The 14,723-nt window shown below is 67.6% G+C and carries 15 protein-coding genes; 5 read left to right on the top strand and 10 right to left on the bottom strand.

Annotated elements, in window-relative coordinates; all coding sequences use genetic code 11:
• Positions 1-260 precede the first annotated feature (260 nt).
• From tgt to KME82_RS07625, 5 genes are all read right to left on the bottom strand, one after another.
• On the bottom strand, positions 261-1,367 hold the full coding sequence (gene tgt, locus KME82_RS07645) for a tRNA guanosine(34) transglycosylase Tgt (RefSeq protein ID WP_215497982.1): 1,107 nt from the start codon (positions 1,365-1,367) through the stop codon (positions 261-263).
• A gap of 162 nt (positions 1,368-1,529) precedes the next feature.
• Complete coding sequence (queA, locus tag KME82_RS07640) at positions 1,530-2,579, bottom strand: tRNA preQ1(34) S-adenosylmethionine ribosyltransferase-isomerase QueA (RefSeq protein ID WP_215497981.1); 1,050 nt, start codon at positions 2,577-2,579, stop codon at positions 1,530-1,532.
• Positions 2,580-3,094: 515 nt separating this feature from the next.
• Complete coding sequence (locus KME82_RS07635) at positions 3,095-3,697, bottom strand: response regulator transcription factor (RefSeq protein ID WP_036101987.1); 603 nt, start codon at positions 3,695-3,697, stop codon at positions 3,095-3,097.
• Complete coding sequence (locus tag KME82_RS07630) at positions 3,694-4,878, bottom strand: sensor histidine kinase (protein ID WP_215497980.1); 1,185 nt, start codon at positions 4,876-4,878, stop codon at positions 3,694-3,696. The genes KME82_RS07635 and KME82_RS07630 overlap by 4 nt, the downstream gene beginning before the upstream one ends.
• A 289-nt stretch (positions 4,879-5,167) precedes the next feature.
• The gene (locus KME82_RS07625; protein WP_215497979.1) at positions 5,168-5,365 is read right to left on the bottom strand and encodes a hypothetical protein; all 198 of its coding nucleotides are present in this window, start codon (positions 5,363-5,365) and stop codon (positions 5,168-5,170) included.
• A gap of 427 nt (positions 5,366-5,792) precedes the next feature.
• Between KME82_RS07625 and KME82_RS07620 the strand changes: the two genes are divergently transcribed.
• The 5 genes from KME82_RS07620 (at position 5,793) to upp (ending at position 9,321) form a co-directional block, all read left to right on the top strand.
• A complete protein-coding gene (locus KME82_RS07620) occupies positions 5,793-7,292 on the top strand; it encodes an aminotransferase class III-fold pyridoxal phosphate-dependent enzyme (RefSeq protein WP_215497978.1) in 1,500 nt (499 codons plus the stop codon).
• Between the two features lie 102 nt (positions 7,293-7,394).
• On the top strand, positions 7,395-7,637 hold the full coding sequence (locus tag KME82_RS07615) for a hypothetical protein (RefSeq protein WP_056116665.1): 243 nt from the start codon (positions 7,395-7,397) through the stop codon (positions 7,635-7,637).
• 33 nt (positions 7,638-7,670) lie between these two features.
• Positions 7,671-8,111: a hypothetical protein gene (locus KME82_RS07610; RefSeq protein WP_215497977.1), complete on the top strand. Its 441-nt coding sequence runs from the start codon at positions 7,671-7,673 to the stop codon at positions 8,109-8,111.
• Positions 8,112-8,152: 41 nt separating this feature from the next.
• Positions 8,153-8,581, top strand: coding sequence for a hypothetical protein (locus KME82_RS07605; protein WP_215497976.1), 429 nt, complete (start codon positions 8,153-8,155; stop codon positions 8,579-8,581).
• Positions 8,582-8,685: 104 nt separating this feature from the next.
• A complete protein-coding gene (gene upp, locus KME82_RS07600) occupies positions 8,686-9,321 on the top strand; it encodes a uracil phosphoribosyltransferase (RefSeq protein WP_056116669.1) in 636 nt (211 codons plus the stop codon).
• Positions 9,322-9,763: 442 nt separating this feature from the next.
• On the opposite strand, the gene KME82_RS07595 is transcribed toward upp, so the two are convergent.
• From KME82_RS07595 to KME82_RS07575, 5 genes are all read right to left on the bottom strand, one after another.
• Positions 9,764-10,552: a TMEM43 family protein gene (locus KME82_RS07595; RefSeq protein WP_215497975.1), complete on the bottom strand. Its 789-nt coding sequence runs from the start codon at positions 10,550-10,552 to the stop codon at positions 9,764-9,766.
• Positions 10,549-11,439 (bottom strand): MBL fold metallo-hydrolase, encoded by an 891-nt coding sequence (locus KME82_RS07590; protein ID WP_215497974.1) that lies wholly within the window; start codon positions 11,437-11,439, stop codon positions 10,549-10,551. Before KME82_RS07590 ends, KME82_RS07595 begins: the two co-directional genes overlap by 4 nt.
• Positions 11,440-11,700: 261 nt before the next feature.
• Complete coding sequence (locus KME82_RS07585; protein ID WP_215497973.1) at positions 11,701-12,282, bottom strand: hypothetical protein; 582 nt, start codon at positions 12,280-12,282, stop codon at positions 11,701-11,703.
• 303 nt (positions 12,283-12,585) lie between these two features.
• The gene (gene ggt, locus KME82_RS07580) at positions 12,586-14,331 is read right to left on the bottom strand and encodes a gamma-glutamyltransferase (protein WP_215499008.1); all 1,746 of its coding nucleotides are present in this window, start codon (positions 14,329-14,331) and stop codon (positions 12,586-12,588) included.
• A 14-nt stretch (positions 14,332-14,345) separates the two neighbouring features.
• A complete protein-coding gene (locus KME82_RS07575; protein ID WP_036101971.1) occupies positions 14,346-14,594 on the bottom strand; it encodes a YfhL family 4Fe-4S dicluster ferredoxin in 249 nt (82 codons plus the stop codon).
• Between the last annotated feature and the right edge of the window lie 129 nt (positions 14,595-14,723).

Here is a 14,723-nt window from a genome sequence, read left to right as displayed (position 1 = left end):
CCTGGAGCGAAAAATAGCCGGGGATTATGCCACGGCTGGGTGGGGGCTACGGCCGGGGCCCAAATGGGCGCCAGCGCACGGTTTTATGGGCTTTCGCCGGCCTGGGTGGTGGCCCGGGCTCGGGGTGGCGGCTTTTGCGACTTGCCGGCTTGCACGATTCCGGCCGGGGCCGGTTTCGGGGGCTGGCGGGCCCTCACCCATCCCCTCTCCCGTTCACGGGAGAGGGGATGGGGAGTCGTCCGCTTCGCGAACGACAGCCTTTAAGTGCGTGCGGCGTAGAAAGACTCGCGGAAGGCCGCAAAGGTTCCCTGCTCGATCGCCGACCGCATCTGCGCCATCAGCCGCTGGTAGTAGCGCAGGTTGTGCAAGGTGCCCAGCATCGGCCCCAGCATCTCGTTGCAGCGGTCCAGATGGCGCAGGTAGGCGCGGCTGAAACCGTTGCGGCAGGCGTAGCAGTCGCAGCCTTCCTCGATCGGGCGCAGGTCGCGCTCGTACTTGGCGTTGCGCACCCGCACCGTGCCGTGGGCGGTGAAGTAGTGGCCGTTGCGCGCGTTGCGGGTCGGCATCACGCAGTCGAACATGTCCACGCCGCGCGCGACCGATTCGACCAGATCCTCGGGCCGGCCCACCCCCATCAGATAGCGCGGCCGGTCTTCGGGCAGCTGCGGGCAGGTGTGCTCGAGCATGGCGTTGCGCTCCTCCTCGGGCTCGCCGACGGCCAGGCCGCCGACCGCGTAGCCGTCGAAGCCGATCGCCTTCAGGCCGTCGGCCGAACGCGTGCGCAGGTCGTGATGCACGCCGCCCTGGACGATGCCGAACAGCGCCGCGTCGTTGCCCTCGTGGGCCTTCTTCGAACGCTCGGCCCAGCGCAGGCTCAGCTCCATCGACTTGCGCGCGACCTCCTGCGTCGCCGGATACGGCGTGCATTCGTCGAAGATCATCACGATGTCCGAATCGAGCACGCGCTGGATGTTCATGCTCTCCTCCGGCCCGAGGAACACCTTGCTGCCGTCGACCGGCGAGGCGAAGGTCACGCCCTGCTCGGTGATCTTGCGCCGGTGCGCGAGCGAGAACACCTGGAAACCGCCCGAGTCGGTCAGGATCGGCCCGTTCCAGCGCGCGAAACCGTGCAGGCCGCCGTGATCGCCGATCACGTCCAGGCCCGGGCGCAGGTACAGATGGAAGGTGTTGCCGAGGATGATCTGCGCGCCGAGCTCGGCGACGTGCTCGGGCATGATCCCCTTGACCGAACCGTAGGTGCCCACCGGCATGAACGCCGGGGTTTCGACCGTGCCGCGCGGAAAGGTCAGCCGGCCGCGGCGCGCGGCGCCGTCGTTGCCTAGCAGTTCGAAGGACATGCGGCTCATGCGCGGGTTCCTTTATATGGTGAGGCGCATGGAGCGTCGCGCGGGAAAGAGGATTCGGTAGTCATTGCGATTGCGACTGCGCGGGTGCCCGCTTGGCGTCGGTTGCGGACGATTCCGCTAGGACGGCTTGCGGTTTTGTCGCTTCGGGCCAGGTCGGCGGGGCTAATCGGCTGCGAGTGGCCACAGCAGCATCGCGTCGCCGTAGGAGAAGAAGCGATAGCGCTGCTCGATCGCGTGCGCGTACGCGGCGAACACTTGGTCCTTGCCCGAGAACGCCGAGACCAGCATCAGCAGCGTGCTTTCGGGCAGATGGAAATTGGTGATCAGGCCGTCGACCGAGCTGATCCGATAGCCCGGCAGGATGAACAAGCGGGTTTCGCCGGCGAACGGCAGCAGTTCGCCGTCGTCGGCCGGGTTCAGGCGGATCGCGCTTTCCAGCGCGCGCACCACCGTCGTGCCGACCGCGATCACCCGCCCACCGCGCGCGCGGCAGCGGCGGATCTGTTCGATCAGGCCTGCGCCGACGTTGAGCCACTCGCTGTGCATCACGTGCTGGTCGAGGCTGTCGGCGCGCACCGGCTGGAAGGTGCCGGCGCCGACGTGCAAGGTGACGTGGCCGAATTCGATCCCGCGCTCGCGCAACCGCGCCAGCAGGGTTTCATCGAAGTGCAGGCCCGCGGTCGGCGCGGCGACCGCGCCGATCTCGCGCGCGAACACGGTCTGGTAGCGCTCGTCGTCGTCCTGGCCGGGTTCGCGCTGGATGTACGGCGGCAACGGCAGGCGGCCGGCGTGCAGCAGCCATTGCTCCAGTGATTCGGGCACGTGGAAGCGCAGGCGATAGAACTCGCCGTCGCGGCCGAGCACCTCGACCTCGCCGCCGGCGTCCAGGGCGATGCGCGCGCCTTCTTTCGGCGACTTGCTCACGCCAAGCTGGGCCCGCGCTTCGCTGCCGCCGAGTAGGCGCTCGATCAGGATCTCGACCCGCCCGCCGGTGCTTTTCTGCCCGAACAGGCGCGCCGGGATCACCCGGGTGTCGTTGAAGACCAGCAGGTCGCCGGGCTGGAGCAGTTGCGGCAGGTCGCTGAACACCCGATCCTCGCGCGGCGCGGGCGCGGGCGGGACCACCAGCAGGCGGCTGGCCGAACGCTCGGCCAGGGGCGCCTGGGCGATCAGCTCGGGCGGCAGTTCGTAGTTGAAATCGGACTTTTTCAAGAAACCAGAATCGTTGGGCGCGAGGCGCCGCAGGGGTCGGGACCGGTGCAAGCCGGCTCGGACGGGCGGACGCGGGCGATGCCGGACGGCGGTGAACGCCGGGGTCGGAATCGGGGAGGCGGCCATTATCCGGGGTGTTGGGTGGATCGGCAAAAGTGGGGGCGTGCTTAACGAGGCCACCCGGCCAGGTGGCGCCCCGCCCGCCCCTGCAGGAGCGGCGTAAGCCGCGACCGCGTTCTTGCAGGTTACAGCGTGGCCGCGGGGTCGCGGTCGCGGCTTGCGCCGCTCCTACACGGTGGCATCGAGGCCGCGATGAGGGGATGCCTCGGATTTATGGCGGCCGCTACGGCCGACCCGCCGAGGTGGTGTTTCGGCCACCCCCTGTAGGAGCGGCGCGAGCCGCGACCGCGTTCTTGCAGATTGCGACGCCAGCCGAGAAGTCGCGGTCGCGGCTTGCGCCGCTCCTACAGGCAGGCATCGAGGCCGCGATCAGGAGGCAACCCGGCGCGGCGGGTCTACAGCCACCCGTTCTGCCGGGCCCGCCGATACGCCTCGATCCGGTTGCTGCTGTCGAGCTTGCCGATCGCTTCGGACAGGTAATTGCGCACCGTGCCCTGACTAAGGTGCAGGCGCTCGCCGATCTCGGCGGTGGACAGCCCTTCGCCGGCCAGCCGCAGCACCTGCCGCTCGCGTTCGGTCAGCGGGTCTTCGTCGCTCCACGCGGCGACCGCGAGCTGCGGGTCGATCGCGCGGCCGCCGCGATGCACCTGGCGCAGCGCTTCGGCCAGTTGCCCGGCCGGCGCGTCCTTGAGCAGGTAACCGCGCACGCCGGCGTCCATCGCCCGGCGCAGATAACCGGCGCGGCCAAAGGTAGTCACGATCACCACCCGGGTCGGCATGCCCGAATCGCGTACCCGCATCGCCAGGTCGATGCCGGTCATCCCGGGCATCTCGATATCGGTCACCACCATGTCGGGCTGGACGCGCTTGACCGCCTCCCAGGCGGTGGCGCCGTCGCCGGCTTCGGCGACGACTTCGATGTCGGGTTCCAGGTTCAGCAGCGCGGCGAGCGCGCCGCGTACCAGGGCCTGATCTTCGGCGAGCAACAAACGGATCATGCGGTACCTCGTTCGAGCAGGACCGGCTCGCGCGCGGTCCCGGGAGTGGCGGCGGGCGCCGGCAGCCGGCGCGCGGCGGCGAGCGCCTCGCGCGACACCAGCAGACTCAGGCGCGTGCCGGCGCCGTTGGGACTTTCGATCTCGACCACGCCGCCGACCGAATGCAGGCGTTCGCGCATGCCGGTCAGGCCGTGGCCCTCGCCGCTCACGCCGCCGCGGCCGTCGTCGGCGATGCGCAGCACGATGCCGCCGCGCGCGTCCTGGGTCAGTTCGACATCGACCCGGCGCGCGCGCGCATGCCGCAGCACGTTGGTCACCGATTCGCGCAGCGCCAGCGCCAGCGCGGCTTCGACGTTGAGCGGAATATCCACCGGCGCGAGCTTGTGATCCAGGCTGATCTCGCCGCCGAGCAAGGCCAGACGCGCCGCCGCGAGTTCGGCCTGCAGGCCGTTGGCGCGGATGCCGGCGACCGCTTCGCGCACCTGGGTCAGCGCTTCGCGCGCGACCCGCTCGACTTCGCAGATCTGGTCCTGCGCGGCCTTCTTGTCGTGCTCGAGCAACCGCGCGGCGAGCTGCGACTTGAGCACCACCACCGACAAGGTGTGGCCGAGCAGATCGTGCAGGTCGCGGCCGATGCGTTCGCGCTCGGCCAGGCTGGCCAGGCGCCGCACTTCCTCTTGAGTGAGGCGCAGCTCGGCGTTGCGCAGCTCGCGCGAACGCGCGGCCAGCACGCCGGCATAGACGATCGCGCCGACCAGGGTCTGGATCAGCACGCTCGACACCGGCGAGAACTCCGGCGGAAGAATCAACAGCGCCTCGACGCTGAAGATCGCGAACAGCGCCACCGCCAGCGCCAGCCCGTGCCAGCGCGGCAGGAAGCTGGCGATCATGCCGGCGGCGAAGATCAGGTACGTGCCGCCGCCGATGCCGTAAGGCAACACCCCGTAACCGATGCCCGCCACCGCCAGCACCAGCCACAGCCGCAGCTTGGAACCGCCGCGATAGAACGCCCAGTAGATCGGCAGGAACGCGACCACCGAGGCGATCGCCATGGCGATGATCCACCACGGCGGCTGCCAGAAGAACAGCGGGATGAACACGAAACTCAGGTACAGCAACGACGCCAGGTGCCAACCCAGCAGGTTGTCTTGCGTGTCGATCGGCGGGGTGTGCAGACGCATGTTCGAAGGTCCTACGGTGCGATCGGCACCCGCGCGCAGCGGGTGCGTGCAGCTCGACGGCGGATGATCGGAGCGCAACGATGCAAACGGGTCGATCTGAACGATTCAGGCCGGCCGCGGGTCACGGTCGTTGCGGACTTTAGCGGAGTTCGACGGCTTCGATCTCGAATGCCTGCATCGCCGGCGCGGCGCCGCCCGGTGCGACATGGCCACGCCTCGATCACCGCGCCGATGCGCGAGCGACCGCGATCATCCGCATCCGCGGCATGGCAGGTACGCGGCGACGATCTCAAGCGATCGGCGCCGGGCTGGCATCGCGCCGGCGCTCGCCGCCGCTGCGATTCGCGATCGGCGTGACGATCGCAGTGCCGCAGCGGTAGCGCAGCCACGGCGCCAGCGCGCCGGGCATGGGCGCCACGACGGCCGCCGCGCCGCCGGCGCGCACGGTCGCGGCGACGACGCGGTGGAACGGATGGATGGCGGTCATGAGCGGCTCCACACGGGTTGCCGGAAGATGACTTCACTGTCGGCGCTGCGCCGCGGCGGCGGCAGTGGGCGAAAGCATCCATCGCCGGTGACAAGCGTCACCAGCGTCGCCAAGCGCCCCCGGCCCGGCCAATGAACCGCCCCGTCCCAGGGGGTTATCGGCGAACACGGGGCGTGATAGACTCCCATAAATCATTGAAATGAAACGAAAAATCGTCGAAAGGCGATGGCACCACGCAAAATTCTTGCGCGAGGTTCCGGCATTTCAACGAGTTAGCGAAGAGGCCGTTTCAGGGCCGCTTCGGTGTTTGTGAGAGATGGCGCTTGGCAGCCGGGGGCTGCTGCAACTGCGAGCGTCCAGCCATGAGGGCGGACGGTCTCCCACGTAGTCAACCCGGCCGGACGCCGGACACCTTTTGGAGATCGAGATGACCAACCTGCTCAACCAACTCGCGCCGCTGCGCGCCCATGCCGGCAAGCGCCGCACCCTCGGCCTGGACGACGACACCGTCGTGCGTTTCGCGGTCAATCATCCCGACCTGGCCGAAGCCATCGCCGCGGCCGCCGCCGAATACGCGCTGATCCGCGACCTGCACGCCGACCTGCTCGACCTGGACGAAGATGCGCAGATCCACGCGGTCCAGGACGGCTACGTCAATTTCTACCCCGACGACGGCGTCAACCCGTACATCGCCCTGTCCGCGCGCGGCCCCTGGGTGGTCACCCTCAAGGGCGCGGTGCTGCACGACTCGGGCGGCTACGGCATGCTCGGTTTCGGCCACACCCCGTCGGCGGTGATCGCGGCGATGGCCAAGCCGCAGGTGATGGCCAACATCATGACCCCCTCGCTGTCGCAGCTGCGCTTCGAGCGCGCCCTGCGCGCGGCCATCGGCGCCGAACGCGGCGGCTGTCCCTACGAGCGCTTCTTCTGCCTGAACTCGGGTTCCGAATCGGTCTCGCTGGCCGCGCGCATCGCCGACGTCAACAGCAAGCTGATGACCGACCCGGGCGCCAAGTACGCCGGCCGCGCGATCAAGCGCATCGTCATCAAGGGCAGCTTCCACGGCCGCACCGAGCGCCCGGCGCTGTATTCGGATTCCTCGCGCAAGGCCTACGTGCAGCATCTGGCCAGCTTCCGCCACGAGGACTCGGTGATCACCGTCGAGCCCTATGACATCGACGCGCTCAAGAAAGCCTTCGCCGATGCCGACAGCAACGGCTGGTTCGTCGAAGCGATGTTCCTGGAACCGGTGATGGGCGAAGGCGACCCGGGCCGCGGCGTGCCGCCGGCGTTCTACGCCGCCGCGCGCGAGCTGACCCGCAACCACGGCTCGATGCTGCTGGTCGATTCGATCCAGGCCGGCCTGCGCGCGCACGGCGTGCTGTCGATCATCGACTACCCCGGCTTCGAAGGCCTCGACGCGCCGGACATGGAAACCTACTCCAAGGCGCTCAACGCCGGCCAATACCCGCTGTCGGTGCTCGCGGTCGGCGAACGCGCCGCCTCGCTGTACCGCAAGGGTCTGTACGGCAACACCATGACCAGCAACCCGCGCGCGCTCGACGTCGCCGTCGCCGTGCTCGAGCAGGTCACCCCGCAGCTGCGCGCCAACATCCGCGCGCGCGGCCAGGAGGCGATCGAAAAGCTGGAGAAGCTCAAGAGCGAGCTCGGCGGCCTGATCACCAAGGTCCAGGGCACCGGCCTGCTGTTCTCGTGCGAACTCGCCCCGCAGTTCAAGTGCTTCGGCGCCGGTTCCACCGAGGAATGGCTGCGCGAGCGCGGCATCGGCGTGATCCACGGCGGCGTGAATTCGCTGCGCTTCACCCCGAACTTCACCATCGCCAGCGACGAGCTGGAGCTGCTGGTGTCGATGGTCGGCCGCGCCCTGCGCGAAGGCCCGCACGCGCAGCAGGCGGCCGCGGCCTGAAAACCCAGGAGTGAATGGACACGAGCGAGGAGCGCGCGAAAGCCGCTTCTCGCTCGCCGCCGGCTTGTCTACACTCAGCGCTGACCTTCAGGAGTTCACGGAATGATTCGTTTGTCGAACAAGGAAACCGGCGCCGACATCGGCGAGATCAGCGAAGAGGAACTGCAGATCCTGGTCGCCGCGCTGGAAGAAGAAGACAGCAAGGATCAGGACTACTGGATCGATCACGCGGTGGTCGACATGATCGAGATCGACCATCTCAACGCCGGCTCGCTGATCACCGTGCTGCGCGCCGCGATCGGCGGCAGCGACGGGATCGAAATCAAGTACGTGCGCACGGCCTGAGTCGGGCCGCTGAGCGAACGCGACACCGCCACGGTGCTTCCGCGCATCCTTGCCACCGAGTCGTTCGAGCTGCCGGTGGCGAACGGCCTGCGGCTTCACGACGGGCGTTGGTTCGCCCTGCACGGAAGTCCCTGCGATAACCTGCAATTGGCCGATCGCGATTCGCTTGCGCCGCCTTGCGACGATGCCGGCATGGCGACGCTCTATCCCGGGTTCGAAGCCCGGGCTGAGGACGGACGCCTCGTCATCGGCGGCGGCGGGGCCTTCGAAGCCGAAGGCTTCCTGGCTTTATTCGATGCCGGCATGCAAACCCCGCGCTGGCTGCTGTATTGCGATTGCGCCGAAATCTTCGTTTCGGCGACGTTTGAGGCGGGCGGCCTCGTCGCGATGTCCGAAGACTACCCTTTCCGTTACCGCTGGACCTTCGACGACGCGATGCCACCGAGCCTGCGGGTGAAACGCATCGCGCTGTGACGCCGCTTGAAATGGACATTCAACAACGCTCAAGGAACGACATGAAGACGCAAGACTCCGCGCGTACGGCCGGCCATTGCCGAATCGGCAATTGCGTGAATTCCTTCGCCGTGGCGTTCATCGGCGCGTCGCTTTGCCTGGCGGCCGTCGATGCCCGGGCCAAGGCGGTAAAGGACGCGGGTTATTGCAAGCGCGCCGGCGAATGGGCGGAGCGGGAACTCAAACTGCGCGTGAGCGACAGGAAGCGGACGCCGGCCGATGCCATCGGCGCATTCGGGCCCGACCAGCTTGCTTCGAAAGCGTTTTTCGCCAATTACGCCACCAACGTCGTTTACGACGAGAGCTTCGAGGTGTACGACCGGCTCAAGGGCAATGGCGATGCCGAGGCCGCGAAGAGGGTTTTGGATTTCAAGCTCGAATCGATGCGCGAAGTCGCCGAAGAACTGTGCAACGAAGAGCTAGGCGAATAAGAAGCCGCGGCTTTCCATTCGGGCGACCGACAAAACCGCGCTTGCGCGTTGACCCGTAACCATCAATCCTTGCGGCAACCCCCGTTCGTATCCCCAGGCCCCTCATGAAAATCGTAGAAGTCCGCCACCCGCTGGTGCAGCACAAACTCGGCCTGATGCGCCGCGCCGACAACAGCACCAAGTCGTTTCGCGAGCTGGCCTCGGAAGTCGCGACCCTGCTGACCTACGAGGCCACCGCCGATCTGGAAACCGAGGAGGCCGTGGTCGAAGGCTGGGCCGGGCCGGTCGTCACCCGCCGGATCAAGGGCGCGAAGGTCACCCTGGTGCCGATCCTGCGCGCCGGCCTGGGCATGCTGCCGGGCGTGCTGGAACTGATTCCGGCGGCGAAGGTCGGCGTGGTCGGCCTGCAGCGCGACGAACAGACCCTGCAGCCGGTCGGCTACTACGAAAAACTCACCGGCCGCATGGACGAGCGCACCGCGCTGATCCTCGACCCGATGCTCGCCACCGGCGGCAGCCTGATCGCCACCGTCGACCTGCTCAAGAACGCCGGCTGCAAGCGCATCAAGGGGCTGTTCCTGGTCGCCGCGCCGGAGGGGCTCAAGGCGTTGGAAGCACGGCATCCGGACGTGGAAGTGTTCACCGCCTCGGTCGACGAGCGGCTCAACGAGGTCGGCTATATCCTGCCGGGATTGGGCGATGCGGGCGACAAGATTTTCGGGACCAAGCATTACGCTTGATGTCGTGGGCGTGGCGCTTGAAGTCGTTGGGTTGGCGCTTGAGGTCGCTGGTGCGATTCATCGCGAACCGGTCGAAAAGCGTCGGGGCTCAAGCCCCTCCCACAAAAGACTTCGATGCCGCGCAATCTTTTGTGGGAGGGGCTTGAGCCCCGACGCTTTCGTTTCAGACGCGAAGAATCCAGCTTGGTGTCACTGCTTGCGCTGCCGCTGCCTATGCAGGCTACCGCCCCGCTCGTCATTCCCGCGAACGCGGGCTCTGCTTTACTTCGGCGGAGCCGAACATCCAGTGCCTTTGAAGTTGCCGCTGTCCGTCGATCTACCATCGCTTGACCTCGTCGGCATGAAAGTCACTGGATTCCCGCGTTCGCGGGAATGACGAGCAATAAAGGCGAAACACACCGACGCCTTTCGGCGGTAGCCACGACGCAGCCGACCTGCCCAACTACGACTTAGCTTCCGCCTTCGCCCGACGCCGCCTGCGCAAGCGATACAGCAACCCAAGCGCCAACACGACCGCCAGCGCGAACCACCCCGGCGACCAGCGCTTGTCCTCCGGCTCCGGCCCCGCCACGATCGCGCGCTCGCGCGCCGCCGCCGGATTCAAGGCCGCGGCGATCGCTTCGGGGCGCAGGTGCCACACGCCGTCGCGCAGTTCCAGCTTGCCCTCCAACGACGGCAGGCGCAGTTCGCGCCAGGTCACGCGCAAGTCGCCGATCTGCGGATCGAGCGGATTCTCCGAGCTGCCCAGGCCATCGCCTTCGGGCTGGAACGTCGCCGCCAGATTCGCCGGCAAACGGCTGAAATTCGGCCGGAACACCCGCCACTCGCCGACCGCGCGCAACACTTCGCTGCCGAGCGGCTTGCCGTCGAGCGTCGCCGACTCCGACCACCAGCGCTTGTTCTCCAGCGGCATCTTCGTCGGGTTGACGTAGCCCGAAGTGAAACCGGCCGAGTCGATCGGCGCCGCATTCCAGACCCGCTCGTAACCTTCGCCCTGGGTGGCGATGCCGAACTCGCGCCGCCACTGATACATCTCGACCCGGCGATCGAGACCGAACTGCCGCGTGACCACGCCGAAATCGCGATCCGACAAGCCCTTGCCGGCCTGCGGATCGCCCAGCGGCTCGCCGTCCGCGGTGTCCTGCGCCGACACCGGGCAGACGGCGCAGACCAGCAGCATCGCGACAAACGCGAGGCCGCGCCAACGCCGCGTCGCGCGGCGCGGGTTCATGCAGCCAAGGCCCGCGCCTGCAATTCGGCGACTTCGTGGGTGGTGCCGAACTTGCCCTTGTCGTCGCGCACCACCTGGGCCAGCGCGCACTCGGGATCGTGGGTGAAGAACAGATGCACGTTGCGTTCGAGCTTGTCGCTGAGGAAGGCTTTCTTCTCGTCGATCAGCAGCTCGGCGTTGCGGTCGTAGCCCATGGTGATCGGCACATGCACCCACGGCCGGCCGGGAATCAGGTCCGCGCAGAACACCACGCCGCCGTGCGGCTGGCCGTCGTCGCGCTCGGGGCCGACGATCTCGGCCAGCATCAGGCCGGGCGTGTGGCCGTCGCTGTAGTGAAAGCGCACGCTGTCGCCGAGCAGTTTCGAATGCGCGCCTTCGACCAGTTCCAGGCGGCCGGTGGCTTCCAGCAATTGCGGCAGTTCGGCGATGAAGCTCGCGCGGTCGCGCGCGTGCGGATGGCGCGCGCGCTCGTAGTGTTCGCGGCCGACGAGATACGACGCATTCGGGAACAACAGCTGCGGCGCCTGCCCTTCCGACCACGGCGCGAGCAGGCCGCCGGCGTGGTCGAAATGCAGATGCGACAGCACCACCACGTCGATGTCCTGCGGCGCGAAACCGGCCTTGGCCAGCGACTCGATCAGCACATGGCGATCTTCGACCACGCCGTAGCGCTCGCGCAGCTTGGGTTCGAAGAACGCGCCGATGCCGGCCTCGAACAACACCGTCTTGCCGGCCAGCGGGCTGGCGAGCAGCGCGCGGCAGGCCAACGCGATGCGGTTGTGTTCGTCGGGCGGCGACCATTTGGCCCACATCGCGCGCGGCGCGTTGCCGAACATCGCGCCGCCGTCGAGCTTCTGCGAGTTGCCCAGGATCGACCAGAGTTTCATGGCGGTTCTACCGGGTTGGCGGGGGAGGTTCGATTTTAGCCGGTCGGGGCCGGGAATCGGGAATGGAGAATCGGGAATCGGGAATCGCAAAAGCAGGCCACGCCGCCGTTTGCCTTTCCGATTCCCTATTCCCCATTCCCGGCTTAATTGCCGCTCGCGGCCGGGAATCGGGAATCGGGAATCGGGAATCGAAACAGCGTGATCGCGGCGGACCGCTTTTACGATTCCCTATTCCCTATTCCCGATTCCCTATTTCCGGCTTTATTGCGCCGTAGCCGCGGTAGCGAAATGAAACACGAACTCGCCGTCGCGCGGATCGGCCGCGGCCACCCGCACCGGCGCGAGCGCGCGCTCGGCGACCAGGGTCGCGGTGCCGCTGGCCGAGGTCTTGCTGATCAGCCCGGACGAGCGGCCGCTGATCTTGATCAGCATTTCCTGGCCCGGGACCAGGACCACCCGCCCCATCGACGGGTCGCTGGTGCGCGGGGTGACGTTGCGGCCTTCCTCGGTATCGATGTAGTCGCGCGCCGGCAGTTCGAACAGATCCTGGCCGCCGGCGCTGACGTCGAACGACCACGAGGTGCTGCCGCTGGTGCCGTCGTTGATCACTTCGATCTTTTCCAGGGTCAGCAGCACCGAATACCGCGACGGCGCCTTGGGCGCCTCGGGCTTGACCAGCGGCGCGGCCGGCGTGGTGGTGGCCGACGCGGGCGGGGTCTTGTCCTTGAGCCCGCCGATCTCGCGCACGTTGTTGATCAGCGTGGTCAGGGCGACGAGAAACGCGACCAGGGCGATCGAGATCGCGGGCACGCGGGTATACCAACGCTTGTCGTCGTCACTCATTGCCGATTCCCCTGTCCTGAAACGCCGTGCGTGCTGTCCATGCGGCGCAATCTACTGCACGGCGTGGCGGGTGCGCCATCGGTTTGACACGCGACGGGAATGGGGAATCGGGAATGGGGAATCGGAACGGCCAAGGCCGACACAGCCGCTTTACGATTCCCGACTCCCAATTTCCGGCCCATCGGAGCTTCGACAACACCTGCGCATGTCACCGACACGCGGCGGGAATGGGGAATCGGAACAGCCAGAGCCGACCCAGCCGCTTTTACGATTCCCAATTCCCAATTCCCAATTCCCGGCTTCTCAGGGCTTCAACAACACATCCGCCTGCCCCACCGGATTGCGCGGATCGGTGCCGCCGGACAAGGTGTTGGCGCGCTTGTCCCACATCACCGTCTGCAGGTTGCCCCAGCTCGATTCGCCGGCGTTGACCTTGTGGCCCATGGCTTGCAGCTTGGCGACCGTGTCGGCATCGAGCGCGCCTTGTTCGGCCGAGATCACGTCCGGCATCCACTGGTGATGGATGCGCGGCAGCGCGGCGACCTGCTGCGGTTGCAGGCCGGCGTCGTAGGCCAGGATCGCCAGCAGCACCTGGGTGATGATGCGGCTGCCGCCGGGGGCGCCGACCGCGATCACCTTGTCCTGCGACTCCAGGAAGCTCGGCGTCATCGAGCTGAGCATGCGCTTGCCCGGTTGCGGCGCGTTGGCGGCGAAACCCATCACGCCGAAGGCGTTGGGCGTGCCCGGGCGCAGGGCGAAGTCGTCCATCTCGTTGTTGAGCAGCACGCCGGTACCCGGCGCGACCATGCCCGAGCCGTACAGCAGGTTGACCGTCTGCGTCGCCGAGACCCGGTTGCCATCGCGGTCGATGATCGAGAAATGGGTGGTTTCGTCGTCTTCCAGCGGCGCCGGCTGGCCCGACAGCAGATCGCTCGGGGTGGCCTTGTCCGGATGGATCGTCGCGCGCAGGCCGGCGGCGTAATCCGGGCTGGTCAGGCGCGCGAGCGGCATCTTCACGAAGTCCGGATCGCCCAGGTAGATGGTGCGGTCGCGGTAGGCGCGGCGCATCGCCTCGGCCAGGATGTGGGTGCGGTGCGCGGGATCGAGCTTGCTCAGATCCCAGCCTTCGACTATCTGCAGGATCTCGGCCATCGCCACGCCGCCCGAGGACGGCGGTGGCGCGGTCACGATGTCCCAGCCGCGGTACTTCAGCCGCAGCGGTTCGCGCTCGCGGACTTTATAGCCGGCCAGTTCGCTGGCCTGCCATTGGCCGCCCTCTTCCTTGACCGCGGCGAGCAGCTTGTCGGCGACGTCGCCGCGATAGAAACCGTCGAAACCCTTGGCCGCGAGCAGTTCCAGCGTGCGCGCCAGATCGGGCTGCTTGAGGATTTCGCCGGTCTTGGGCGCGTGACCGGCGGCGAGAAACACCTCGCGGGTGCCGCGGTAACGCTCCATCACCTCGCGGCGGCTGCCGTAGCCTTTTTCCAGGCGCGGGTAGATCGGGAAGCCTTCGTGCGCGATCCGGATCGCCGGCGCCAGCGAGGTCTTGAGCGGCAACTTGCCGTACTTCTGCGCCAGATGCACCAGCGCGGCCGGAAGCCCCGGGATACCGGCCGACCACGGGCCGTTGGTGGCGCGATCGCGGTTGAGCTCGCCCTTGTCGTCGAGGTACGCGGAGGGAGTGGCCGCGGCCGGCGCGGTCTCGCGCGCGTCGACGAACACATCGCGTCCGCTCTTCGCGTCATGCAGCAGGAAGAAACCGCCGCCGCCGATGCCCGAGCTGATCGGTTCGACCACCGACAAGGTCGAGGACACCGCGACCGCGGCGTCGAAGGCGTTGCCGCCCTTGCCGATGATGTCCAGACCGGCCTGGGTCGACAGCGAATGCGCGCTGGCGATCGCGGCGCCGGGCGGATGCGCGGCGGTCGCGCCGGCCTGCGCGCGCGCGGCGGTTTTTTGCGCGGGCGCTTCGCAGTACGCGGGCGCGGCGATCAGCAACAGCGAGGCCAGCAGCCACGGGGACAACGCACCGGCTCGCGGCCACGGCATCTTGCGCATCGGGTTCACTCCAGTTGTAGACGCCGCAGTTTTTCCAGCAGCTGCGGCTCGGATTCGGGGTGGGCGGGGTCCTTGTCGATGCACTCGACCGGACACACGACCACGCATTGCGGCTCGTCGTAATGACCGACGCATTCGGTGCAACGCGCCGGATCGATCACATAGATCGTCTCGCCCTGGGCGATGGCCTGATTGGGACAGGCCGGTTCGCAGACGTCGCAGTTGACGCACAGCTCGTTGATCTTCAGCGACATGGGCAGGCAGCGCCGAGGGAGCAGCGGAATTCGCTATGGCAGCGCATGCGGCCAGTTTAGGGCTCCCGGGTCGCGGGGCATAGCCATGGACCGGGATGCTGCGTCGCGCGGGCGGGGATCGGTGGCCTG

The sequence above is a fragment of the Lysobacter capsici genome (genome assembly GCF_018732085.1).
Lineage (GTDB): Bacteria > Pseudomonadota > Gammaproteobacteria > Xanthomonadales > Xanthomonadaceae > Lysobacter > Lysobacter capsici_A.
The sequence above is the reverse complement of the archived record's forward strand: the minus strand, read 5'-3'. Positions and strand labels throughout refer to the sequence as shown.